Genomic DNA, 24,113 nt, shown 5'->3' on the forward strand with positions numbered 1-24,113 from the left:
TTCAGCCGGCAAGCCGGCGCACGATCCGGTCCTTCTTCTCACGTGCCGCCATGGCCGCACGGGCAACACGCTGCTTCATCTCGTCGATATTTCCGGGCTCCGTATCCACGACCTTCTTGACAGGCGTATATGCCGATTCGCGGAACCGGGGGAGGAAATCATGCTCTTCCCCGTCCACCATCAGCACCGATTCGGGAGCTCCCGCCTCGACGTGGCCGATGCGCTCGATCCTGACGCCCGCGGACCGGATGACACGGCATATCGCGTCCGCCGCATCAGGCGGTGCGACAATCAGCAGTGCGTCGAGAGAGACGCCCAGGTAGTCGATCGAGAGGGCGTCGAGCATCGCGAGCACGTCGGGCTGCACGAGGCTTCGTAAGGGTGCCTCGTCGATGACGATACGGCAGCCCGCCGTATCCGCCATCTCGTAAACATCGCCCCGGAGGCCGCCGTTCGTGACATCCGTCATCGTGTGTATCCGCGGGAGCACGTCGCTTGCCAGCAGCGCCTCGCACGCCTTGAGGAAATGAAGGTTGATCGTATGCTCCACCACCTCCGGAAACCCGGAGTAGAGTGCGGCCGTCGCGATCGTGCCCCCTCCCGCTCCTTCGGTCATGAGCAGGACGTCGCCGGGTTCGGTCGTCCGCCGCGCCGTCAGGTGCTCCGCGACACCGACGGCACCCACGCAGCCCGTCATCCGGTTTCCGAGCACCATGTCACCGCCGATGCGAAGCGTGGAGCCCGTCACCAGCGGCACGCCCATAACGTCGGCGACAGCGGCAACGCCCGCGGTATAGTCGAAGACCTTTGCGACGTCCCCGTCGTCTGCGACATGGATGTCGGAGAGAAGGGAGACGGGGCGGGCGCCCATGACATAGACGTCGCGGAGGGTCGCCCGGGTCACGTGAAATCCTGCAAGGAACGGAAAGTCCGAGAGGCGCGAGTGCATGCCGTCGACGGTGCAGATGATATATTTTCCGTGATCGCGGACTGCTCCCGCGTCGTCCATCTCGTCGACGCCGACATCAGCCCCCGTCTTCCCGATGATCGGAATGAGCTGCCGGTGGGCGAAGAAATCCCCTTCTCCGCGTGATCCGACGCCGAATTCGCCCATGGTAACCCCCGCAGGCTCATACACGAAGAGATCGCCGGACAGGCCGGTCGTATTGCGCACCTCTTCGATGACCGCTCGGGCAAAGGCGAGGGCATAATCGGGCGGGACATCCTTGATCTCGAGGATGCGGTCCCGCAGGAGTCCGGCCGCCCCGGTCTCCGTCATTCCTCCGGCAAGCGTCCGCCGTGCGAATTCCTCCACGTCCATTGTATACCGCGTTGGTGCTGCCACCCCAAAAAGAACGCGGCTTTACCGCCCCGGCACGGGCGGGAAAAGAAGAAAGGTAGAAGTACTTTCATGATGCACACACCATCCTGATGAACGGCAACGACCTTCCTGTCGCCTGTACGATTGCCGGCTCCGATTCGGGAGGCGGGGCGGGTATCCAGGCGGACCTGAAGACCTTTGCGGCACTGGGAGTGTGGGGGTGCACGGTGATCACGGCCGTGACCGCCCAGAACACCCGGGAAGTCCGCGGGTCATGGGTGCTGCCGCCCGAAGCGGTGAGCTGCCAGATCGGGGCGGTTGTTTCCGATTTTCCCATTCGTGCCTTCAAGACCGGGATGCTGGCAAACGAGGAGATTATCAGGGCTGTAGCGGATGCGCTGCCCTTCGAGGGAGCGCTCGTCATCGATCCGGTGATGATCGCAACGTCGGGCGCCCGCCTTCTCGCGGAGGATGCCGTGGGGGCGCTCGTTTCCTGCCTGCTGCCGCGGGCAGTGCTGGTGACACCGAACATTCCCGAGGCGCAGGTGCTTGCCGGGATGGATACGATCGGATCGGTGGAGGAGATGGTCACGGCCGGACGGCGCATCTGCGCACGGGGAGCGTCTGCCGTGCTCGTCAAGGGCGGACACCTCGCCGGTGAGGAGTCGATCGACGTTCTGGTGGAAGGGGACCGGGTGACGAGGTTTTCGGGTGAGCGGTACCCCGGCCAGGTGCACGGCACGGGATGCTGCCTGTCCGCGGCGATCACGGCATCGCTCGCACGGGGGCGCACCGTGGCGGAGGCATGCGGTGACGCCAGATCCTTCGTCGCCTGCGCCATCAGGGAGGCCGTCGTCTCCGCTGGGGGCAGGCGCATGGTGAATCCCCGGCCGGCCCGGCAGGGCCGCTGACGCCTCCGCCCGCCGCCCGTCCTGTTCTGGCAGATTTATATGATCTGGGACAGATAGTAACGTTTACAGGGACCGGTGTACCTGATGGACGAGGTCGACACGATCATTTTAAGCGAACTGCAGCACGATGCCCGCATTTCCATGGCCGAACTGGGCAAAAAACTCAATATCGCGCCCTCAACGGTCTTCAAACGCATCGAAAAGCTGAAGAAGAGCGGAGTGATCGAAGGCTTCACGATTGCCATCAACACCGATTACCTCGAGGAGCACCTCATCGCGTTTCTCACCATCAAGGTAGATCCCGATGAAAAAGATGCGATCTCGCAGTTTCTGACAGAGCAGGAGTGCATACTCGAAGTCTATGAAACGCTCGAACCTGCGGATTTTATCGCGAAAGTGCGGGTGGGTACGATCACCCAGCTCAAAAAGGAGGTCCTCATACCCTTAAGCAAGTTCGACGGTATGAAGGAGATCCGGCCGATCCTCACCGTCAGGAGAGTCAAAGAACATTTCGGAAGTCTGAGGCGCTATGATTGAATTGTATGCAGAACTCATCCAGCTGATCCTGTCCTTTATCACCCTGATTCTGGGCGGGGCGCTCATAATTTTTATTTACGACGCGTATCGTGTCGTCCGGCAGCCCACGCTCCTTATCTTTATCGTCGGGCTGTTCGTGCTGGTGCTCGCCATCGTTTTTCCCGATGTGGCGGGATTTGCGGCACCCACGCCCGCAGGGGTGTTCTGGGCGGCAGTGATCTCACGCATCGGTGAGATCGTCGGCATCGGCGTCATGATCTATGCGGTACTGAGGGGATAACCATGGTCAAGCGGGGCTCCTTTGCACGGGACTGGCACCTTATCAAGCTGTCGCGATCCTGGCACCCGCATGATGTCGCCGGAAAGATCCTCGGGAGGCTGACGGCCGACGGCCCGCCCGATGTCGTCGAAGCGGTGAACAAGATCGCCTACACCCTCGGGTTCGAGGATGGGAAGGAGTTTCTTTCGAGGATGCCGGAGGGGATCGACGGCGTCTCGGTGCTCGAGAGTTTTTTCCTGCTGACCGGCATCTCCTGCGAACTCGACACGGAGGAGCTGCAGCCCCATCTCTATATCAAAAAGGAATGCGGAAGCCTCTTCGGCGACGGGGGATGCGACGCATCAATCGCCGCCGCGTTCATCTCCGGCTTCGTGCATGCGGTTTCCCGGTCGGCCCATATCAGCGACCGGGACGACGTGCTCGTGGTGGATCTGGCCTCTGCCTGATGCCGCATCCCGCCGCACCGGAGAGAAACGGGTGAATTCACACCCGTTTCCCGATCCGGCCGAATCAGATGACAGGAAAGGGGGTTTTGCATTCAATTTCGGTCGGAGTAAATCCATACAGTAAATCATGATTGATAATCAACAAGTTCAATCAAATCGAATAATGTTTCAAATATAAAGAATAAAGGAAAAATAATTTCCAAAAAACTAGCAGAATGTAGAGATTTTATTTCCATTTCTTAATTCTGCACAACCTTTATATATTGAATCTCGACAAGCAGATAATTGCAAAGATGCCCTCCGGGGGCACCTGAACGAGGTGAAAAAAATATGAACTATCATGAGAGAGAAGAGGCAGTCTCGCCGGTCATCGGCGTGATCCTCATGGTCGCCATCACCGTCATTCTCGCAGCGGTCATCGCTGTGTTCGTGTTCGGTATGGCTGGTGACGTACAGACGACCAAAGTTGTGGCTGTTACTGCAAAGCAGATGGATACCTGGGTCAACATTACCTATCAGGGTGGACCTGACCATTCAAGCGTGCAGTCTATTCAGGCTACGAACCCGAGCAACGGCAACGTTTATTTCTATGACTCGGGCACCGCCAGCACGCACGCCTCAACCACTACTTCTACTACACCAACTGTCGGTTGTACGATGGCTCTCGCTAACGCAGGCACCACCGGTCAGGACCAGATTATCGTTACCGCAACCTTCTCTGACGGTACCACACAGGTCATCTACGACAACCTGCTCTAACCCTAACACAAAAATTTTTTCTTTCCGACATGGCCCTGACGGGGTGGATCTCATGCACACCAACCGCACACCAGAACGAAACGAAGAGGCGGTTTCGCCGGTCATCGGCGTTATTCTTATGGTCGCCATCACCGTCATTCTCGCCGCAGTCATGGTAGGCTACACGCTTGCCGTACCGCAGAACCTGCACGCAGACACGCCGATCGGCATTTCCGCGGCGCAGGCCGATGCAGTTACCGTGAAAATCACGTATATCGGACCGCCGAGGGCGGACGAAATTGCCGATATTACCGCAACGCTCTATGCGACGGACGGCACCCAGGCAGGCCAGGTTACCATCACGGGGCCCGTTGTCGGGCAGTCCTACAATCTTATCAGCGCCCAGCCGCTTACGGGCGGGCTCGAGCACGTAATCATCACGGCCCGGTACTGGGATGATGACGAAGCGGTCATTCTCGACACATACGTCTGATTCACTCTTTTTCGCTTCGCTGATCTGAAACGAAAGTTTCCATCGGCGTTTCTTCGGCTATCCTCACCGGTGATTCTACCGATACACCGTACGGCTAAATTCCCGGACCGATTCAGGCAGTTTCCTTTTCATCCGCCGTTAAAGCCTTCCCGATGAAATCCTGCAGGAGATCAAGCGCCTCCCACTCCCGCGGGCCGCCGCATTTGCGTGCGAGGGCTGCGTGGTGATCGATGAGGGTTTTCAGTGCCGAATCGCGGGAAAAGATATAGCGCGTTGCATGCACCGTCGCCTCGATGATTGCCGAAAATCCGCGGTTGACCGGACGGACCACCGGGGCAATGATCTCCTCGTGGAGCGGATGCAGCCGCACCACCAGCGCCTCCCCCGTATCGCGGGCCTCCGCAATCGAAAACGCCGCCCACGCTTCGGCCTCACGAAGCCGCTCGACGGAGATGCCGGCCACGGTTTCCGTAACAAAGGCGGAGGGCGGAAGATCCGTAAATGCGGTCCGCACATACAGCACCGGATCAAAAACGATATTCGCAACAATCCAGCCGTGCTCACGAACGTTTTCCTCCGTATGGCTCCCGTGGAAGAGCACGAGCGACACCCTGCCGTCGCGGCAGATAAAACCAATGGGTGCGGCATTCCGGTGCGTTGTTGCAATCACCTCGTTGATGCCTTCCCTCAGCAGTCCCAATTCCAGCCCTCCCCGAGCGCAACATAGATGCCGGCAATGATCAGGTCCGCAACAGATCCCGGATTAATGCCCGCGGCGATGCAATCGCTGTCAAAAGATTCGAGATTGCGGGTGCCGGCGAGCACCTCCGCCGCCTGCTCACGGACACGCTCCGCGACCTCTCTCCCGTGCTTCTTTATGATAAAAGTGTCAGTCTCCGACGCAAGCAGCCGGACGAATGCCTCCACGATCGCATGCCTGCCGCAACCGGCTTCGTGCAGGAGATCGGCAGCTTTGCGCGTGAGAGCAAAGCCGTTCGTCCATTCCCGGGCCACCATATCCCCCGGCGCCGAGTGCGCCATGATATCATAGAGCGTCATGCCACGATCCCGGATGATCCCGAGCGTTGCGGGGTCGTTGACATCGAGTTCGTCGCTATGATGCATCCGCACCTGCGTCATTGAAAACGCCGCATAAAAGTCAAGCGCGTCATCGACCGTCGTCTTCTTCACGGCCGCCGATGCGCCGGAAATCCCGTCCCCCGCAATCAGGGGGATGAGAAGGATGTATGCACCGAAATGCGTGTTGCCCCCGCCGTGGGTGCTCGTCCGGGACGTGGCCTCCCGGATCAGCGCCCCGAGCCCCGGACCGCCCTCTTCGGCACGGTCGAATGCCGGGCGGACGAAAAGCGCCGAGGCGAGAAAATGCTCAAGACGCGTATCGTCGTAATCATGGCACCGGTCGACATTCCCGGGCTTCGGATAGGCGCACACCTCAAGCATCATCGCGAGCTGTGCCCGTTCAGCCCGTGTCATCCGGTTTGTCGTCACTGAATATCCTCGCCATAATCGTATCGGCAAGCCGGTGCTTGTACCGCATATAGTCCTGCTTGGAAAGCCCCAGTTTTCCGAGCGTCATATCCCGGAACATGCAGGGAGTCGAACTCTTGCAGCACCAGGCAAGGCTTCCGAAACAGGTGTGTTCCCCGTGTACGAGCGGAGTATTCATCACCCCTTCCTGTTTCATCACGATGAACTCGCTCCGCTCCATCCCGATCCGCCGGAGCGCGGGGAGGAGGGGACAGTCCTTGACCGGCATGCAGCAGAAGCAGAACGCCCGGATATCGCCGCCCCGGCAGAGCTGCTTGGGGGCGTTGTACCACCCGACATCGTCGGCAAGTTCCGCGATCGCGGAATCGAGCCGCGCAAGCGTCGCAGGATCCGCATGGCGGGCGAGCGAGACCAGATCAGCGCCGTGGGAGAACATCTCCTTCGCGCGGGCGAACGTGGTGATGCCGTTGTTTGCGATGATCGCGAGAGGACAGCTGTTCCGGATCTGCCTGAGCTTTGCGTGCCCGAAATCCATCAGGTCGATATGGATGATATCCGCACCGGCCTTCCAGATAGTCCGGGCAAGATCCTGATCGTTTTTCGCAACACCGGCCCGTATCTTCACCGAAACCGTGACACCGTCACTTTTCAGCCCTTCGATCACCGCTGCGAGCGCCTCCTGATGCTGCAGCAGATACTCTCCGCATCCGGCTCCGATCATGGAGGGCTGGCGGCAGTGGGCATCGATCTCGTAGATAACGCGATCACCGAATCTCTCCGACACCGCCCGGAACGAGTCGGGAGAACCCCCCCGGAGATTGACACCGGTCACGACATCGGATTCGTGTAAGAGCAGCAGCTGCCGGCCGATCTCCTCGATCGGGTCGTCGGGAAGAAATTCCTTTCTTCCTTCTCCGGCCATAACACGGCTTGCCGCAATCGCCGGTTCGTCGATCGAATATCCGCCGATGAATGCCGCACCGGCATGATCGGAACGCTCAAGCACATATCCCGCGTCAACAATTCCTGCCATCGAGGCAAGCGCAATCGGGGTTTTCACTACCCTGTCGTTCAGCAGGAGCTCGAACCGATCATAGGGATCCATCATAATTCCCCTGATATTGGCGATGGTGCGTGAAAGTCCTTTGGGTACAGATGATCCAGCACATACCGGTCAGAGCACCGGGAAAGTGGAACTCCGTCCCTGAACTCCTCGATTGTGATTCCGGGCTGCCGCTCATACATCTGCCTCACCCGCTCCCACGGCAGGAAATAGGCCTCCTTCGGCCGTCCCGGCCCCGCCCTGAATTCGACGGCAAGAATTCCCTTCCGTCCCGTTTTTTCAAGAAACTCGGTGATGGCATCAATCTGGTGGATATTATTGCGGTCCTCGTGAAAATGCTGGGAGAAATAAAGCTTTTTCCCGCGGATTGACTTGCACTCGATAGCAAGATAGTACCGCGGATCCAGTGAGTCCACCAGGAGATCCACGTACTGGGTGTTGAACTTGGACTGTTTCAGGCGATAAGCGAAACCCCGGATATGGTGCGCGTCGAGAAAGGCGTTGATGCAGTGTGCCACTTCCCGTTCGAAATCACTCATGTCATATACCTTTAAAACGCCGAATACCAAAAACCATTTGATAATTATTTTATTATCGAATCGTAGTACATAGTAATATATGGCTAGGAAAGGATTGCTACTCGTCGGCCACGGCAGCAAAATGCCGTTCAACAAATCACTCATCGAAGACACCGCACGGATCATTGCCGAGAAGGAGTCCGGTTATGTCGTCAAAGCAGGATTCATGAGCATCAACACCCCGTCCGTCGAGGAAAAGCTCGAGGAATTCAGGGACGAGGAGATCGATGCGCTCGTTGTCGTCCCCCTCTTTCTTGCAAAGGGAGTCCATATCCTCAAAGATATCCCTGCAATCCTGGGCCTCGAAGAAGGGACGTATCGCGGGACATTCGCTCTGAAATCAGGCGAGATCCCGCTCGTGTACGCTCAGCCAATCGGCAGCGATCCGTTGCTGGCGGAACTTATGCTTAAGAACGCCCGTACTGCTCTTGACCTGATCTGATTATCGCATGAAAATTCTGGTGCTTGACACCATCCACGGGGGTGAGGCGATCGCCGTGCATCTCCGCGCCGGGGGCCATGATGTTGATACGGTGGATGTATACCGGGGACATGCCGGGATACCGGCCACCGTCGCCGCATCGCGGACCTATGACCTGATTATCGCCCCGATTCACCTTGATCCCGGATATTTTCTGCTTCGTGCGGCGGAGACACCGGTAATCACCCACCACGATGCCGTGCGCCGCATCCTCGGCACAGATCCGCCCGCCCCCATGGTCGAGATTACCGGGATGCAGGGAAAGACGACGACCGCATGCGCCCTTGCCGCGCTGATGCCGGGGAAGGGTATCGTCCATACGTCCCGGGGAACGTGGGAGATGCCAGAGCGAACTCTGCTCTGGAAACGAAGCATCACTCCCGCCTCCGTGATCGATGCCGCCATCCGCGCCCGCGAGAGCGGCGGGTGGCTGATTGCCGAAGAATCCCTTGGCGTCAGCGGTGCCGGGGAGGTTGGTGTGCTGACATCGGGAGGGGACTACCCAATCGCCGCCGGGAAACGGAGCGCCCGTGCCGAGAAGATCCGGTCGCTCGCCCGCTGCCGGACGGTCGTCGCGGGTCCCGGCGTGCCCCGTGGAATGGAGAACGCCGTCTATGCCGGGGATGTCGTGTCATGGTCGGGCACGACCGCCTCCTATGCATGGAACGATATCTCCGGCAGTTTTGAAAACGTACTCTGCGCCGTGCCCGGGTACCAGGCGGCTCTTGCGATCGCTGCCACGGCGGCGTGTGTCCTCGGCATCGATCCCGCCCCGCTTGCCGGGTTCGAAGCCCTTCCCGGGAGAATGGCGGTATCGCGGGACGGAGGCATGCTGGTCGTCGACAATGCAAACAGCGGGACAAATGCCGACGGGGCGATCGAAGCGGTGCGTCTCGCCCGGGAAATCTCGGGGGAGGAGGCGGTCACCCTCGTGATCGGGGCCGAAGCGCAGACAATATGCGAAGGGTTCCCTCCCGATCAGATCGAACGCGCCATCCGCACCACCCGGCCGTCCCGGGTGGTGCTGGTCGGAGACCCGGCGGAACTGCCGGACATTCCGGGCGCGGTGAAGGCCGCGGACTTCGCGAAAGGCCGGGCCCGGGCGCAGTCCGTAGCGGGGGAAGGAAGTATCGTCCTTGCAGTAAAGACATGGAGGTAAGAAAGATGCAGTATATTCAGCCACGACCAAGTTCCATCGTTGCGGCACTCTACACGGCACGCGATCTCGGCGTCGACGTCGCCGTGCTTCACGGGCCGTCCGGATGCTCGTTCAAGCACGCACGGCTGCTCGAGGAGGACGGGATGCGGGTGCTCACCACATCCCTTGCAGACAACGAATTCATCTTCGGAGGGCAGGCAACGCTTGAAAAGGTGCTCCGTTACGCCGAGGAGACGTTTCACCCCTCGCGGATGGCCGTCGTCGGCACCTGCGTGTCGATGATCATCGGCGAGGACATGCACGCCGCGGTCGCCGACTCCGGTGTCACCACCCCGACGATCGCGGTGGACATCCATGCGGGATTCCGGGAAAACATCGACGGCGTCATGGCAACGCTCGAAGAGGCCGCCGGTGCCGGGTGGATATCCCCTGAGGAGCTTTCCCGGCAGAAGGTGCTGCTCGCGAAGGCAAACGAGGTAGAGCGCCTCCGCGGTGCGGCGTACAAACCCTATATCGAACCCTCACGCGGCGATCTCAAGCATACTGTCGCCGGACGGCTCCTCGCCCTCGCCCGTGATGGAAAACGTGGTGTGGCAGTGTTGAACGCAAAAAAAGAAACCGCCTACATGTTTGCAGACGCCCTCATCGCGCTCCACGAGGCCTGTCCGGAGGCGGAGATCACCTATATCGCCAACCTCGAAGAGCGGGGGCTGCCGAAGACCCGCATGGATGCGCGAATCATCCGCGAGGGGATGGAAGAGCGCGGTCTTGTCCCCGAACTTCTCGGGGCGCTCGACGAGTACGGTGCGAACGGCGATGCAGTCGGAGAGCGAATTCGTGAGATTCAGCCCGATTTTGCTCTCCTTGCCGGGGTTCCCCATGCCGTCCCGCCCGAGTACACCGGCGGCATCGAGATCTTCTCGGTGACGAACGGGCCGCGGCAGGTCGAACCGCTGCGGGATATCGGGCATGCCCACGTCGTCGTCGAGATCGACCTCCACCCGAAGACGCTCGGAGTCCGCCATATCGTCGAGAGCGAGTTCGGAGCCGTCGTGAGGAGCATGAGATGAAGGGGCTCCTGATCACCGGTGACCGCTCCGGGAGCGGAAAGACAAGCATCACGCTTGCCCTCTCGGCACTTCTCGCCCGGACGATGGCGGTGCAGACCTTCAAGGTGGGCATGGACTATATCGACCCCTCGTACCTCACTGGGGTGACGGGACGGCCGTGCCGGAATCTGGACAGCTTCGTGCTCGACAGCGGGCAGATCCGGGACGTCTTTACCTACGGATGTGCCGGTGCCGACTTCGTGATGGTCGAGGGCGTTCGGGGCCTCTTCGAGGGCGCGGAAGCACTCTCCGACAGGGGAACGACCGCCGATATCGCGAAACAGCTCGACCTGAACGTCATCCTCGTCGTGAATGCAGCCAGCATCACGCGAAGCGCCGCCGCAATCGTGAAGGGATTCGCCGCCTTCGACACGGGCGTGAAGATCCGCGGTGTCATCCTCAACAACATCGGGAGCGACACGCACCGGGACAAGGCGGTCCGCGCCATCGAGCACTACTGCGGCATTCCTGTCATCGGCGCCATCCCGAGGAGCGATGAGATGAAGCTCACGATGCGCCACCTCGGCCTCGTCCCCTACCTCGAGGGAAAGGGCAGCGAGACCTTCCTGGAGCGCATCGGATCGGTCGTCGACATCATCGGCAACCATGTGGACATCGACGCCCTCCTCGGCCTCGCGGGGGATATCGCTCTTCCCGCAGGCATCCCGCCGATCTACGAAACCGCACCCGCCGACCTGCGCATCGGGATCGCGGTCGACGAGGCATTCAACTTCTATTATGCGGACCTCTTCGACATGCTCGCCTCCCTCGGCGCCGAACCGGTGCCGTTCAGCCCGATCCACGACCGGCTGCCCGATGCGGAGGGGTATATCCTCGGCGGCGGTTATCCCGAGCTCTTCACGGAGCAGCTGGAGGCGAACGATTCCATGCGGGAGGCGATCCTCGGCGCATCACGGGCAGGGGTGCCTATCTACGCGGAATGCGGCGGCCTCCTGTACCTCACCGACCGCATCGTCCTGAAAAAGGGGTACCAGGAGCGTGACCGTGACGAGGAGTACGAGATGTGCGGCGTATTTTCGGGTGAAACCCGGATGCCTTCCCGGAGGGTGATCGGGTATGTCGAGGGATTCTCGGACGACACAAGCCCGCTCGGCCCCGCCCGGTTCGCCGGTCACGAGTTTCACCACACCGACGTGCGCCTCGCACCGGACACGCACTATGCCTACCGCCTTACCCGGGGAAAAGGCATCAGGGACACTTTAGACGGTGCCGTGATCGGCCGTACGCAGGGCAGCTATACGCACCTCCACCCGGTCGCCAGCAGGGGCATGCTCGCCCGGTTCACGGAAATCTGCCGGACGAGAGACTGAGCGGAGCACCGCCCGCTTCTGAGGTGGTGCACCACCCGGGGCGTTGCAGAACGCAAACAATACCTATCATGAAGATTCACAGATAATGTATGCTCATATACCTTGACGGAGCGTTCGTCCCCGAGGGCGAAGCCAAGGTTTCGGTTTTCGATCACGGCCTTCTCTACGGCGACGGGGTTTTTGAAGGAATCCGCGCCTACAATGGCCGTGTGTTCCGCCTCCAGGAGCACCTTGACCGGCTGTACGATTCGGCAAAGACAATCGACATGAAGGTCCCGATCTCCAAGGAAGAGTTCGCCGAGGCCATTCTCGAGACGCTGCGCAGGAACGACTTAAAAGACGCCTACATCCGTCCCATCGTCACCCGCGGTCCCGGCACCATGGGGCTCGATCCGACCAAGTGCCCGAAACCGACCGTCATCTGCATCACGATCGAGTGGGGCGCCATGTACGGCGATCTCTACGAGAAGGGACTGACCGCCGTCGGCGTCTCGATACGGAGAAACCCCGCCGAATCGCTGCCCCCGAACGTGAAGAGCCTCAACTACCTCAACAACATCCTCGCAAAGATCGAGGCGAACTACAAGGGAGGAGACGAGGCGATCATGTTTGACACGAACGGGTACGTCTCCGAAGGTTCGGGCGACAACATCTTCGTCGTGAAAAACGGTCTCCTGATCACCCCGCCGACTCTCAACAACCTCCGGGGAATCACGCGGCAGGTCGTGCTCGAGATCGCGGAGAGCCTCGGCCTGATCGTAAAAGAGCAGAACCTCGGCTACTATGACCTCTATACCGCCGACGAGGTCATTGTCACCGGCACCGCAGCAGAGGTCGCGCCCATCACACTCATTGACGGGAGATCGATAGGAAACGGAAAACCCGGCCCCATCACAAAGCAGCTGATGGCCTCCTTCCGGGCCATCGCCGACAACGAGGGGACGGAGATCTTTCCCTGAACTCGGCCCCCGGCTCCCGTCCGGTTTCCGGAATCCCGGCCCGCCGGAGCGGGATGCCGGCACGCATTCCACAACCTATTTATCGGAATCCGGCGTATAGTGTAAGGCACTTAACTCATTTTGAGCTGCTATAGTGTAGGGGCCAATCATGTCGGCCTTTCACGCCGACGACTGGGGTTCAAATCCCCATAGCAGCACTCTTATAACGATAAAACCTTCTTGCAGAGTATTCCGCTAAATATACGTTATTTTTTTGTTATTTTATAAATTGAGGATGTCTCAGATGTTTCGTCTACGATAAAATCACTTATTACGGACCCGATATACTGAAAAGGACAAAATTCAATGAATTCATCAAGAGAAGTGAAATAGTTGTTTCCATATTTCTGCTGACCGTGATAAAAGACGAGATTATGGATGAAATAATTGTTTTTGAAATTATCCATCATACTATCAAATATTCTGGAAATCTGATCATCTTCGAGAATGTACCAGGTAATCTCTGCGAATAAAATATTTTCATATGCGCCGTAGTGTGCAATATTTTCAATATTGTCTACAAAAAAATCAATATCTGCGTAATTACGCTGTGCTTTTTTGATTGCCGTTTCGGACACATCCACGCCTGCAATATTAATCCCGGTTTTTTCCTTTATCAGATGGGTGGTATGTCCCAGTCCGCATCCGAATTCCACCATCGATTTTATTCCGAATTTCTTTATCAGGCCTATCGTTGCACTTCGGGAAAATGAGAAATCCAGTCCCTCGCTCTGATGCCAGGGATCTTCGAATTCCCTGTACATCTCTTCAAATTTTCCGATGAATTCTCCGTCTTTTATCACGTAATCCTGATATTTTGCCATAATTTTTCCTTTTTTTATTGTGATTTTTCTGAATTGCTCATGGTATGCCAATATTTTATTAAATTTTACTTCTATCTTGATAATTAAATCAATTTCCAAAGGCACCCGTCGCCGGAGAGGGGACTGCTTTGCCTGTGTCAGCCCAATAAAAGCCGGTCATGCCGAAAACCTTCACAAAAAGCGTCCCGGCAGACAGCATAAAATTATTTACCTTTTCTCCGGATCCGCACCGACTCCGCGTGGGCGTACAGCCCCTCCGCATCGGCAATCGTCTCGATAACGTCCCCGATGGCCTCCAGCCCTCTCCGGTCGATGACCTGGACTGTGGAGGACTTGCAGAAGTGGCCGACATTAAGGCCCGAGTAAATTTTCGCATAGCCCGCCGTGGGCAGGACGTGGTTCGTGCCGGAGGCGTAATCGCCGCACGCGACGGGCGCGTATGCCCCAACAAAAATGGAGCCGCCGTGTTTTACCGCATTGAGGACGGAGAGCGAATCCTCGACCTGGATGGAGAGGTGCTCCGGCGCAATCCTGTCCATGAGAGAGACCGCCTCGTCGAGGTCCGGGGTGACGACATATCCCGATTGTGCAAGCGCAGAGGTGATGATCTCCTTCCGCGGTGCCTTCTCCATCAGCAGGCCGATCTCCTTTTCGACCTTTTCCGGGAGCGACGGGTCGGTGGTGATGAGCACGCACGCCGCATCGGGATCATGCTCGGCCTGCGCGAGGATGTCGATTGCGACAAATTGCGGGTTTGCCGAACGATCCGCGATGATCCCGATCTCGCTCGGCCCGGCCGGGAAATCGATCTCGGCATGATCACGCAGCATCATCTTGGCCGCAGTCACGTACACGTTCCCCGGCCCGACGATCTTCTGCACCGGTCTGATCGTCTCCGTCCCGAGCGCCATCGCGGCAACAGCCTGCGCACCACCAATCCGGTAGATCTCGTCCACGCCGGCAATATCCAGCGCGACCAGTGTCAGGGGGAGTACCGGGGGAGGGGTGCAGGCACACATCTCCGGGACACCGGCGACCTTCGCCGGAACCGCAGTCATGAGTGCGGTAGAGGGGTAAGCCGCCCGCCGCCCGGGAACATAGAGGCCGACGCGGTCGAGCGGGGTTGTCTTGACGCCGAGAATAATCCCGGGCTCGACCTCCTCGAGCCAGAGGTCTCTTTCCCGCTGGAGCTCGTGGAACCGGGTGATCCGTGCCTCAGCTTCGATAAGGCTCGTGAGGAGCTTGTCATCCACGCTTTCATAGGCGGCATCGCGCTCCTCGTCCGTGACTCGTACGGAGGTGATATCGGGCTCGTATTTTCTCGCCATCCGGAGCAGGGCCTCGTCACCCTCCTCCCGGACGGTCCGGATAATCCCGGTAACGGCATCCCTCGCTTCATCAAGGCTGGAGCGTCGTTCCGTGACCCAGGCATCAACATCAAGCGCTTTGAACATCGTCATCTGGTTGGTCGTGTACTGTCATAAGCATGCGTGCCGCTGGGGAAAGACGAATGGAGCAGGTACTGATGCAGGCAGGCGGTCAGGACAGGTGACGGATGCCCGCATCCGCAGGAGCGCGTCTCCGGCGATTCACGCGTCGGGCAGACCCGATGGGTACACCCGTCGGGATTATTCCTCCAGAGTGAACCGCCACCGGCAGAACATATCATCCGGGTGAGGGTCAGGCGGCGCGTGGATGCATTCGACACGGATTCGCTCGTCAATCTCAATTGCAAAACTCGTAAACTCCGCCCGGTGCATCTCCCGGCAGACATACTCCCCGAGGCCGCGGCGCAGCCGTGCTTCCTGCGTCGGGCATGACGGAACCGAGATTTCCACCTCGTCGTCCCGCTCGTCGTACCGGTAATCGACGATAATGGACCATGGGAAGAGTTTTTCCGCCTCCACAAATCCCCTGAGCCCTTTTTGTGTGATGGAAAACCGCTCGGCGAGGTCGCGTGCCGCCATCGAGGCGACCCGTCCCCAGACACGTTCGTTGATCTCCTCCGCGGTGGGCTGGCCATATTTCTCCGCGACATAGATGAACCAGAACGCGTCTACCACGCGGTAGTGCCAGAGGAGAAATTCGAGATACCGTATGAGTTCGTCCCGGCTCATCCGGTCAAAGACATCAAGATTCATGGCAACAGTTCGATATCCGGGGTCAGGGATGATAAAGATGGTGCTGCCGGGGAGATAGCGAAAAAAAAGAAGTATTCCGCAGGGCTCCGGGGACCCAAGCCGTCCTCCGCGGAGTAAAAATCAGAGAGTTGTGTTCCTGAAGAGGTATGATCCCACGGCAATCATGGCAACGGTGAACACCGAAAGCACGATGAAGCTTATCACCGGATTTATCTGAGATGTCCCGGCAAGACCGTACCGTATCCCCTCAACGCCGTAGGTCAGCGGATCCAGGAGCGTGAGTCCCGCAACGGAGGGCGGCAGGCTCTCTATCGGGAACAGCGCTCCCGAAAGCCCGAAAATCGGGAATATCACGAAATTCATGATAAGCTGGAATCCGTGCATGTCCTCCATCTTCGAGGCGATCGCAATCCCGAACGCGGAAAACGAGATCCCGATCAGGATCATGAATGCAAACGCGATGAAAAAGCCTGCGACACTCGATATCTGCAGCCCGATAAAGAGGGAGATCACGAGGATGATGATCCCCTGAATACACGCTGTCGTCGCACCGCCGAACGTCTGGCCGAGCATGATCTCCATGCGTGACACAGGTGCAACGAGCGTCTCCTTCAAAAACCCGAACTGCCTGTCCCAGATGATCTGGATACCGGAAAAGACCGACGTGAAAAGCACGCTCATCGCAACGATTCCCGGGATAATAAACTGCATATATCCGGCATCCTGACCGGGAATCCGCACGACGGAGTTGAGACCGAACCCGAGCACCAGCAGAAGGAAGACGGGCATGCCGAGGCTTCCGACAATCCTGCTCCGGGACCTGAGGTAGCGCTTGATGCTCCGCAGCCAGAGCGTATAGACGATATCCATAATCAGCGCCTCCGCGCTTTGATGAACATACGCATCTGCGCTTTGCTGTCGGCTTCCTCTTCGCGGATCGTCTTCCCGGTGAAGTGCAGGAAGACGTCCTCGAGCGTGGGCTTGTGTATGGAGACCGATCCGATATCTATGACATGCTGCGCCAGAAGCTGTATGATTTCGGAGATATGTTTTTCAGCGTTTTCGAGATGGATCGTGACAACGCCGTCATGCGGCTCCATGCGGGTAATCCAGGGCGCCTCGATGAGGGACATGATGTCATCGGTCCGGGATGACGCGATGGTGATTACATCGCCGCCGATCTCTTCCTTCAGTTTTTCAGGGGTCGCGAGAGCCACAATTGCTCCCCTGTCGATGATAGCGACCCTGTCGCACAGCCTGTCGGCCTCCTCCATATAATGCGTGGTAAGGATGATGGTGATCCCCTTCTCCGAATTCAATCTCCCGATGTACTCCCAGAGGTGGTTTCTTGTCTGAGGGTCCAGGCCGAGAGTCGGTTCGTCAAGGAAGAGAACCTTCGGTTCGTGGAGGAGCCCCCGGGCAATCTCAAGGCGCCTCCGCATGCCCCCGGAGAATGTCTTTACAAGCCCGTCCTTTCTGTCGTCCAGTTCTACAAGCTCCAGGAGGTCGTCGATTCTCTTCTCACGGACATCCCGGGGAATGCGGTACAGGCGGCCATGAAAATCCATGTTCTCCCATGCGGTCAGCTCCTCATCGAGGCTCTGGTCCTGAAATACTATGCCGATGGACTTCCGGACAGCGTCCTGACCGTGGAGCACGTCATAGCCGCAGACCTCCGCAGTGCCCGAGGTCGGCCGGAGAAGGGTCGCGAGCATGGACACCGTTGTTGTCTTGCCCGCCCCGTTCGGGCCGAGCAGGCCGAAGATCTCTCCGCTCCGTATATCAAACGATATCCGGTCGACCGCAACGAATTCTCCGAATTTCTTCGTCAGATCCTTAACGTGTACTGCCGTCAAGACTGAATCCCCCGGAGTTCGCCGACGCACCGCTCAAGAATATCCACCGCTTCCGGAATTTTCCCGGGAGGCAGATTCTCGATCGCTTCCCTGATGTCGAAAAGAAGCCCCCGGGCAGCCATTTTTTCTTTTCCAAAAATTTCGCCCAGAAGGTTCGAAAACCGGAGCAGTTTTTCCCGGGACTCCTTCTTCCGTTTTTTTATCGACAAAAGTGTCTTCCGGCCTTTTTCGGTCGGTTCGAAAATGTTTTTTGACCGGGCGCCGGTTTCGACGATATGTATCAGGCCGTCCTCCTCCAGCTGTTTCAGCACAGGATACAGCGTTCCCTTGGAAGGAATCCAGAGACCTTCGGTTTTATCGGAAATTTCCTTCAGCAGGGCATATCCGGATTTTGGTTCCCGGTCGAGGGAATGCAAGATAAACAGAGCAAGGAGTCCCCGCTCTTTTCCGTTCCCGGCACCAAATTTCCACAGTCCGTTCACAGTACTTCATGCGGGCGGCGACGGCTTTAATATTTCGATTCCGAACCGTTCATATTCGAACTATTATGCCCGGAACGGCAGGAGTGCAGGCGCCGAAAAAAGCACGCGGGACGCGCCGTTCAGATGGTAATATCCATCACATTACTGTTTTCGATGCGCCGGTAGACACCGGCGATATCGTACGGGCGGTCCCGGATATAGACATATATTTCCGCGTACTTCCGGTACTTTTCGACGTAGGAATTGTAATCCCCGACAAGCGCAGTGTATGACGCATAATCATCGTCCCATGCGTCCTGCGTATCGTATGTCCCGTACTGCAGATCAGATTTCATATCTTCGATTTCCTGTTTCCACTCGGCCATTGTGGCTTCCATGAAGACAAGCCTGTCCGCAATTTTTTGGTAGCTCTCCGTGATATGGCAGACGTAGTTCACCCGGGTAAAACGCTTCTCACCGTTCCCGAGCGGGACAACAAAAGCCTCTGCATCCTCGTAATTCTCGGAATAAAGCCCGATATAAGTGGGGACGGTCGTTTCGATATAGAAATACTTCTCGTTTTTTGAAGTCGTGAACGTCCGGAAAGGAGGATTTCCATTCGTGCTGATCCGAATGCCCGCCGTCGCATGATGCATCTCCGGAAAGAGCAGCAATGCCGCATCATAGCCCGCGCGGGACAACATTCCCAAAAGGAGAAGGCTCTTTTCATCGCAATCCCCTTTCCCGTCATAGATCACTTCGACCGGATACCGGGGGTAGACCGGGGCGCCGCTGTCATAGGGGATCTGCTGCACGAACGTAACCATCAGCTCAAGAAACTCCTCGTCATTGAGGTTGTCGCTTCGCCGGATCCGTTCCAGGGGGCTGAGCACGTCGTCGAGAAATGTTACGATTGCGGGATCGCCGATAAATGAAGAGTAGTACCCGAGCATCCGATACTCGTCGTACCAGTACTCAGCGGGGAGCGCCTTATCCACCGTCCGGGCGCCCTCGTATACGGACCTGTTAACGTCAATATCGATTTCATACTCCCGGGTCTCGAATTTGACGGGAAACATCCGCGGTTCGGTAGCGGCAGCCCCGTCCATGACGGGTTGGATGCGCTGAAGGGCGAACCCGGTGCCGGATTCATCCTCACCGGTAAAGGCACTTTGTACGGGAGTATTGAAAACTGCATCACCGGCTTCGCCGCCGGGTATGTCGGAGGACCATTGTTCCACGCCCTGTCCGCCATAATCCGTACAGCCGCACACGAACGGCAGGGAGACGGCCAGAAGAAGAAGGAATATCGTAGTACGGGGAGAACGGGAAGCCATTATGCACCTTTCAAGCAAGAACCGTCGTATCGGGGGGTGATTTTCGGACCGGAAAAAACAGGGATGCCTGCCCTGAGGATCTTCCCTGTACCTGTACTGTATCTGTGACTTGCGGAAGAAAGCAGTTTCTGAACCGGCATGCCGGATATCGGTTCAGGTTCCCTGATAGTGCGGAAACGGGAGGAAATGCCACCGCACTCCCCCGTAACGACAGGAGCCGGAACCCGTGTCAGCGGCCGGTGGTGCCCGGCACGGCCACCTTCTTTTCGATCATGTCTGCGGCGATCGTGGTGATTGTCACCAGCACGAGGTAGATCGCACCGACCATCATAAACGTCTCGTTGTACGTGAAATATTTCGTTGCCACGATCTTTCCGGCGCCCGAGAGTTCGATAACCGTCAGCATGTAGGCAAGCGAGGAGTACTTGATGAGATAGATGAATTCGTTTGTGATGCCGGGGATTGCCCGCCTGAGCGCCTGAGGCAGCACGATAAGCCATATACCCTGCAGGCGCGTCATCCCGAGCGCCTGTGCGGCAATCATCTGTCCTTCTTTGACGGAGAGGAGGGCGCCGCGAATATACTCGGAGTTATAGGCGGCATTGCAGGAGATGAATCCGATTACCGCGGCGACGACGGGAGAAAACGAGATGCCTGCAGACGGCAGCCCGAAGTACAGGATGAAGAGCAGCAGAAGCAGCGGGCATCCCTTGACAAACGCGACGAATGCCCGACAGAGATACGACGTCAGGCGGCCGCCGTAGGTCCTTCCGACTGCGAGCGCAATGCCAAAGACAAAGCCGAACGGGGCCGCTGCAACGATCAGTTCAAGGGTGATGACCAGCCCCTGAAGCAGTGCCGGAATAAGCACGTCCGTCATGAATAGCATTGTGTCCATGAATACCTCCCGTCACTTTTCCCGGTCGAATTCCCGGAATTGTCCGATGAAATTTTTCGTCCGGGAAAAACGCGGATCCGATAGGAGTTCCTGCGGCGATCCCTGTTCGGCAATCCGTCCCTTATCCATGAACAGGATCTCGTTCGCGACCGATGTCGCAAATCCCATCTCGTGCGTCACCACGAGCATCGTGGTTCCGTCACGGGCAAGATTCTTGATCACTTCGAGCACTTCACGGGTAAGTTCGGGATCCAGCGCCGACGTCGGTTCGTCAAAGAGCATGACATCGGGATCCATCGCGAGCGCCCGGGCGATTGATACACGCTGGGCCTGTCCTCCGGAGAGTTCGGCGGGATAGTGATCCGCCCAGTCTTCCATTCCCACCTGCCTGAGTTCCAGGAGCGCCTTTTTCCGCGCTTCCTTCGCCGGCATCCCCTTCACCTTGATCAGGGCGATTTCCACGTTCCTGACAGCGGTCAGGTGATCGAAGAGGTAAAAGTTCTGGAAGACCATCCCCATTTTCTGGCGGAAGTAGTTGATGCGTGAACCCGAATGTGTCACCTCTTCCCCGTTCAGCCAGACATGCCCGCTGTCGGGCACCGTCAGCTGGTTGATGCACCTGAGCAGCGTGCTTTTTCCTGTTCCCGACGGCCCGATGAACACCTTGGTGTCTCCTTTTCTGACGTTAAAGGAGACCGAGTCGAGCACGACCGTCTGACCGTACGACTTGCGGATGTTCTCGACCTTCAGGATATACTCGTCATCGTGCATGTGATTCCTCACTCTGATGCCCGAAACCCGGGATCTTAATCTTGTTCTCAACTACCTGCAGGCACTTCATCCCCGAATAGTTCAGGAGAATATAGATGCCGGCTGCGGCGAGGTAGATCGGCATCGTCACATACGTCTGCGAGACGATCTGCGACGTTCGTGTCAGGAGCTCCATTACCCCGATCGCATAGCAGACAGCCGTATCCGTCAGAACGTTCGGGTATTCGTTCGACCATCCGGGAAGCGCAATGCGCATCGCCTGCGGAAGGATAATCGATCGTATCGACTGAAACCTGCTCATGCCGAGCGAACGGGCCGCGATCATCTGGCCTTCGCTGATCGACTGGATGGCGCCGCGAAAGATCTGGGACTGGTAGGCTGCCCCGCGCAGGCCGAGCACCACGATGGCGACGACGAACGCCGGCAGATCGAGGTGCAGGCTCGGAAATATCCCGTAATAGAAGAGAAACAGCAGCACCAGCACCGGCAGTCCCCTGAAAAACCAGACGAAGATCCCGACGCAGGCCCTGACGAAACGTGTCCCGTACACCTGTCCGAGGGCCATCGGGAGGCCGAACAGCACTCCGAGCCCGAGCGATGCGAGCACGAGGCCGAGTGTGAATACCACCCCGCTTAGCAGATACGGGAACCATTCAATAAGGATCGATACGGCATCCATGGGTAAATTCTCTGAGAGCGGATTGCAGTCTTCCGGACGTCCGCAGTACTTTCATACAATCATGCGATAACCATCACGCCCGTTCGGGAGCGGGGAATGCGGATACCCCCCACACCGGAAACAGGCTTTTTTCATGAAAGAAAATCACTACATCTCGTATTTTACGAGCAGTTCATCCCAGTAGGGATCGTTCATGAGGAGGGTAAGCCCATCGTTCATGGTTGCGAGGAGTTCGGTATCCTCCTTCCTGATGGCAACACCGTAATCCTCTCCGGTGTAGATCTCCCCGATGATGTGCAGGGGCTTCTCCGCAATCGCATTCACGTGCGGGGGTTTGTCGTAGATCGATGCATCAATCCGCTTGTTCTGGAGATCGGTAACGACAAGGGGGAAGTTGTCATAGAGTTTGAGGTTCTCCTCGGGCATGAGACCGGTCTCAATCAGGTTTTCATCCACCCAGAAAGCACCGGTCGTGCCCCTCTGGGCACCGATAATCGCGTTTCCTGCCAGAATGTCGTCCAGAGTCACTGCCGAATCGTCGTGAACGGCGAACGTCTGGTTGATCGTCTGGTACGGGATGGAGAAACTGACCATCTCCTTCCTCTCTTCGGTGATCGTCATGCCCGAATAGACCATGTCGATCTTCCCGGCATTCAGCGCGGGAATGATTCCGTCCCATGCCATTGCCTTGATTTCCACATTAAATCCCATTTTGTCGGCGATCCACCGGACCGATTCGACATCCAGTCCCAGGTAATTTCCATCCTTGTCAAGATAGGAATACGGGGGATATTCACCGTCCACACCGACAATGTACATCGGTTTTTCCTCAACCGCCGATCCAGACTCTGCGGGAGACTGTTCCGTGCTGCCCGTACAGCCGGCGATACCGGCCGAAACGACAACTGCGATGACCAACAACACACCAAGAAATTTTATGTTCATTGAACCATGTGTTTGCAGGAAGGGAACTTATCTTTTATGAATTGTTGCGCAGGGAAAATTTCACCTCATCTCCTCTCCCGGACCTGCGCCGAAACGCGAGCGGAGCACCCGCACGCGCCCGATAACCCCACACCCGTTTCGATAATCGGGAGGGGGATGCGGCTGACAGGAGGGCGATCCGATACGGAATGAGAGATGCACCACCGCCGTTTTCGCAGTCCATGCAGGGAAAACGCCAGAGATTCCCGGGACCGACGGCAGAGCCGATAACAGCGGGAATGCCCTGCTCGAACTCGGTACCGAATTTTCCCCATCTCTCCACCGGAGGGAGGGGGACGATCATCACTCTATTCCTCCGTAATCCAAAGATTCGTCACGAAAGAACATGCATGCCGGGAAAGAGGGATATTTTACGGAACAGAACATATGCGTATCTGCTCGCATGAACCTGCCGACACTCGTTACCATCGCCGTGAGCCTTGCCATGGATGCATTTGCCGTATCCATCTCCGGAGGCATTACCATGCGGGGTTCACGATGGAAAAACGCCCTGACTCTTGCACTCTTCTTCGGAGCTTTTCAGGCAATCATGCCCGTAATCGGCTGGGCTTTCGGGGAGGCTGTCAGCTCATACATGGAGGGCATCGACCACTGGATCGCCTTCCTGCTCCTTGCGCTCATCGGCGTTCATATGATACGGGAAGGCAGGAAAGACGAAGAGCAAAAGAACCTGAATAGTGCAACGCTTTGGATGATCCTTCTCCTGTCGGTTGCCACAAGCATCGATGCGCTTGCCGTGGGACTCACTTTTGCTTTCCTCAATGTCCCGATCCTTACCGCAGCACTCCTTATCGGCGTGATAACCGCCCTGATATCATACGGCGGATTTTTCATCGGAGACAGGTGGGGCCACCATGTCGGAGAATACGCGGAGACCGGTGGAGGCCTCATCCTCATAGGAATCGGCCTGAAAATCCTCTTCGATCACCTTGGAATACTCCCGTTCTGAAAATTCACTTAATCCGTCCCGGTATACCCGAACGCATGTGCGAGCATGAGAAAATCGGAAAGCCGATCATCGGGTTTCTCCAGAAAAAGAGCCCAAAGCCTGCGATTCAGTGCCAGACTCCGTCCGCATGCGCGGCATGTAAGGAATACGCTGTTGATGTCATGGTGTACCACCGTGAGCATTCTTTCCTCACACGTCGGGCAGTAATAGCAATCCTCGTCCTCCATTCCGCATTCTC

General features: G+C 57.6%; 30 protein-coding genes and 1 tRNA gene. 13 read left to right on the forward strand and 18 right to left on the reverse strand.

The features are described from left to right. Nucleotide 1: 1 nt before the first annotated feature. Nucleotides 2-1,321, reverse strand: coding sequence for a hypothetical protein (locus tag APR53_09015; GenBank protein ID KQC04942.1), 1,320 nt, complete (start codon nt 1,319-1,321; stop codon nt 2-4). 110 nt (nt 1,322-1,431) lie between these two features. Between APR53_09015 and APR53_09020 the strand changes: the two genes are divergently transcribed. The 6 genes from APR53_09020 to APR53_09045 all read left to right on the forward strand — a co-directional run bounded on the left by APR53_09020 (nt 1,432) and on the right by APR53_09045 (nt 4,726). After that, the gene (locus APR53_09020; protein KQC04943.1) at nt 1,432-2,232 is read left to right on the forward strand and encodes a phosphomethylpyrimidine kinase; all 801 of its coding nucleotides are present in this window, start codon (nt 1,432-1,434) and stop codon (nt 2,230-2,232) included. Nucleotides 2,233-2,316: 84 nt separating this feature from the next. Beyond that, a complete protein-coding gene (locus APR53_09025) occupies nt 2,317-2,769 on the forward strand; it encodes an AsnC family transcriptional regulator (protein KQC04944.1) in 453 nt (150 codons plus the stop codon). Then, on the forward strand, nt 2,762-3,049 hold the full coding sequence (locus tag APR53_09030; protein KQC04945.1) for a hypothetical protein: 288 nt from the start codon (nt 2,762-2,764) through the stop codon (nt 3,047-3,049). Before APR53_09025 ends, APR53_09030 begins: the two co-directional genes overlap by 8 nt. A gap of 2 nt (nt 3,050-3,051) precedes the next feature. Beyond that, nucleotides 3,052-3,495 (forward strand): hypothetical protein, encoded by a 444-nt coding sequence (locus APR53_09035; GenBank protein KQC04946.1) that lies wholly within the window; start codon nt 3,052-3,054, stop codon nt 3,493-3,495. 330 nt (nt 3,496-3,825) lie between these two features. Continuing rightward, nucleotides 3,826-4,254 carry a hypothetical protein gene (locus APR53_09040; protein ID KQC04947.1) on the forward strand — a complete coding sequence of 143 codons (429 nt, stop codon included), beginning with the start codon at nt 3,826-3,828 and terminating at the stop codon, nt 4,252-4,254. Between the two features lie 52 nt (nt 4,255-4,306). Beyond that, nucleotides 4,307-4,726, forward strand: coding sequence for a hypothetical protein (locus APR53_09045; protein ID KQC04948.1), 420 nt, complete (start codon nt 4,307-4,309; stop codon nt 4,724-4,726). A gap of 112 nt (nt 4,727-4,838) precedes the next feature. Here the strand turns inward: APR53_09045 and APR53_09050 are convergent, their stop codons facing one another. The 4 genes from APR53_09050 to APR53_09065 are packed head-to-tail and all read right to left on the reverse strand — an operon-like array spanning nt 4,839 to nt 7,837. Next, nucleotides 4,839-5,426 carry a hypothetical protein gene (locus APR53_09050; GenBank protein KQC04949.1) on the reverse strand — a complete coding sequence of 196 codons (588 nt, stop codon included), beginning with the start codon at nt 5,424-5,426 and terminating at the stop codon, nt 4,839-4,841. Continuing rightward, on the reverse strand, nt 5,414-6,220 hold the full coding sequence (locus tag APR53_09055; GenBank protein KQC04950.1) for a triphosphoribosyl-dephospho-CoA synthase: 807 nt from the start codon (nt 6,218-6,220) through the stop codon (nt 5,414-5,416). The genes APR53_09050 and APR53_09055 overlap by 13 nt, the downstream gene beginning before the upstream one ends. Further along, entirely contained in the window at nt 6,207-7,343 is a 1,137-nt protein-coding gene (locus APR53_09060) for a hypothetical protein (protein KQC04951.1), read from the reverse strand. The genes APR53_09055 and APR53_09060 overlap by 14 nt, the downstream gene beginning before the upstream one ends. Continuing rightward, nucleotides 7,340-7,837: a Holliday junction resolvase gene (locus tag APR53_09065; GenBank protein ID KQC04952.1), complete on the reverse strand. Its 498-nt coding sequence runs from the start codon at nt 7,835-7,837 to the stop codon at nt 7,340-7,342. The genes APR53_09060 and APR53_09065 overlap by 4 nt, the downstream gene beginning before the upstream one ends. A gap of 79 nt (nt 7,838-7,916) precedes the next feature. Here APR53_09065 and APR53_09070 point away from each other — a divergent pair, with 79 nt between their 5' ends. The 6 genes from APR53_09070 (at nt 7,917) to APR53_09095 (ending at nt 13,112) form a co-directional block, all read left to right on the forward strand. Continuing rightward, nucleotides 7,917-8,318, forward strand: coding sequence for a sirohydrochlorin cobaltochelatase (locus APR53_09070; protein KQC04953.1), 402 nt, complete (start codon nt 7,917-7,919; stop codon nt 8,316-8,318). A gap of 7 nt (nt 8,319-8,325) precedes the next feature. Further along, a complete protein-coding gene (locus APR53_09075) occupies nt 8,326-9,516 on the forward strand; it encodes a hypothetical protein (protein ID KQC04954.1) in 1,191 nt (396 codons plus the stop codon). A gap of 5 nt (nt 9,517-9,521) precedes the next feature. Next, nucleotides 9,522-10,586, forward strand: a complete 1,065-nt coding sequence (locus tag APR53_09080; protein KQC04990.1) for a hypothetical protein — start codon at nt 9,522-9,524, stop codon at nt 10,584-10,586. Continuing rightward, entirely contained in the window at nt 10,583-11,956 is a 1,374-nt protein-coding gene (locus APR53_09085) for a cobyrinic acid a,c-diamide synthase (protein ID KQC04955.1), read from the forward strand. Before APR53_09080 ends, APR53_09085 begins: the two co-directional genes overlap by 4 nt. An 89-nt stretch (nt 11,957-12,045) precedes the next feature. After that, entirely contained in the window at nt 12,046-12,915 is an 870-nt protein-coding gene (locus tag APR53_09090; protein KQC04956.1) for a branched-chain amino acid aminotransferase, read from the forward strand. Between the two features lie 124 nt (nt 12,916-13,039). After that, nucleotides 13,040-13,112: transfer RNA gene (locus APR53_09095), tRNA-Glu, on the forward strand. Between the two features lie 48 nt (nt 13,113-13,160). Here the strand turns inward: APR53_09095 and APR53_09100 are convergent. The 12 genes from APR53_09100 to APR53_09155 form a co-directional block, all read right to left on the reverse strand. Next, the gene (locus tag APR53_09100) at nt 13,161-13,778 is read right to left on the reverse strand and encodes a hypothetical protein (protein KQC04991.1); all 618 of its coding nucleotides are present in this window, start codon (nt 13,776-13,778) and stop codon (nt 13,161-13,163) included. Between the two features lie 203 nt (nt 13,779-13,981). Then, nucleotides 13,982-15,232 (reverse strand): histidinol dehydrogenase, encoded by a 1,251-nt coding sequence (locus APR53_09105; protein KQC04992.1) that lies wholly within the window; start codon nt 15,230-15,232, stop codon nt 13,982-13,984. A gap of 174 nt (nt 15,233-15,406) precedes the next feature. Then, entirely contained in the window at nt 15,407-15,919 is a 513-nt protein-coding gene (locus APR53_09110; GenBank protein ID KQC04957.1) for a hypothetical protein, read from the reverse strand. A gap of 120 nt (nt 15,920-16,039) precedes the next feature. Then, nucleotides 16,040-16,789 carry a multidrug ABC transporter permease gene (locus APR53_09115; GenBank protein ID KQC04958.1) on the reverse strand — a complete coding sequence of 250 codons (750 nt, stop codon included), beginning with the start codon at nt 16,787-16,789 and terminating at the stop codon, nt 16,040-16,042. A 2-nt stretch (nt 16,790-16,791) separates the two neighbouring features. After that, nucleotides 16,792-17,775 (reverse strand): ABC transporter ATP-binding protein, encoded by a 984-nt coding sequence (locus tag APR53_09120; protein KQC04959.1) that lies wholly within the window; start codon nt 17,773-17,775, stop codon nt 16,792-16,794. Continuing rightward, nucleotides 17,772-18,257 carry a hypothetical protein gene (locus tag APR53_09125; protein KQC04960.1) on the reverse strand — a complete coding sequence of 162 codons (486 nt, stop codon included), beginning with the start codon at nt 18,255-18,257 and terminating at the stop codon, nt 17,772-17,774. Before APR53_09125 ends, APR53_09120 begins: the two co-directional genes overlap by 4 nt. Before the next feature lie 119 nt (nt 18,258-18,376). Then, complete coding sequence (locus tag APR53_09130) at nt 18,377-19,573, reverse strand: hypothetical protein (GenBank protein KQC04961.1); 1,197 nt, start codon at nt 19,571-19,573, stop codon at nt 18,377-18,379. Between the two features lie 229 nt (nt 19,574-19,802). After that, a complete protein-coding gene (locus APR53_09135; protein ID KQC04962.1) occupies nt 19,803-20,471 on the reverse strand; it encodes an amino acid ABC transporter permease in 669 nt (222 codons plus the stop codon). Nucleotides 20,472-20,483: 12 nt separating this feature from the next. Further along, nucleotides 20,484-21,242, reverse strand: coding sequence for a glutamine ABC transporter ATP-binding protein (gene glnQ, locus APR53_09140; protein KQC04963.1), 759 nt, complete (start codon nt 21,240-21,242; stop codon nt 20,484-20,486). Further along, a complete protein-coding gene (locus APR53_09145; protein ID KQC04964.1) occupies nt 21,232-21,921 on the reverse strand; it encodes a polar amino acid ABC transporter permease in 690 nt (229 codons plus the stop codon). The genes glnQ and APR53_09145 overlap by 11 nt, the downstream gene beginning before the upstream one ends. Before the next feature lie 147 nt (nt 21,922-22,068). Next, nucleotides 22,069-22,866 (reverse strand): ABC transporter substrate-binding protein, encoded by a 798-nt coding sequence (locus APR53_09150; GenBank protein ID KQC04965.1) that lies wholly within the window; start codon nt 22,864-22,866, stop codon nt 22,069-22,071. Nucleotides 22,867-22,900: 34 nt separating this feature from the next. Continuing rightward, nucleotides 22,901-23,209, reverse strand: a complete 309-nt coding sequence (locus APR53_09155) for a hypothetical protein (GenBank protein ID KQC04966.1) — start codon at nt 23,207-23,209, stop codon at nt 22,901-22,903. Between the two features lie 99 nt (nt 23,210-23,308). Between APR53_09155 and APR53_09160 the strand changes: the two genes are divergently transcribed. Next, on the forward strand, nt 23,309-23,875 hold the full coding sequence (locus tag APR53_09160; protein ID KQC04993.1) for a hypothetical protein: 567 nt from the start codon (nt 23,309-23,311) through the stop codon (nt 23,873-23,875). 8 nt (nt 23,876-23,883) lie between these two features. Here APR53_09160 and APR53_09165 read toward each other — a convergent pair whose 3' ends face one another. Next, nucleotides 23,884-24,102, reverse strand: a complete 219-nt coding sequence (locus APR53_09165) for a hypothetical protein (GenBank protein ID KQC04967.1) — start codon at nt 24,100-24,102, stop codon at nt 23,884-23,886. Between the last annotated feature and the right edge of the window lie 11 nt (nt 24,103-24,113).

The sequence above is a fragment of the Methanoculleus sp. SDB genome, from assembly GCA_001412355.1.
Classification (GTDB): domain Archaea; phylum Halobacteriota; class Methanomicrobia; order Methanomicrobiales; family Methanomicrobiaceae; genus LKUD01.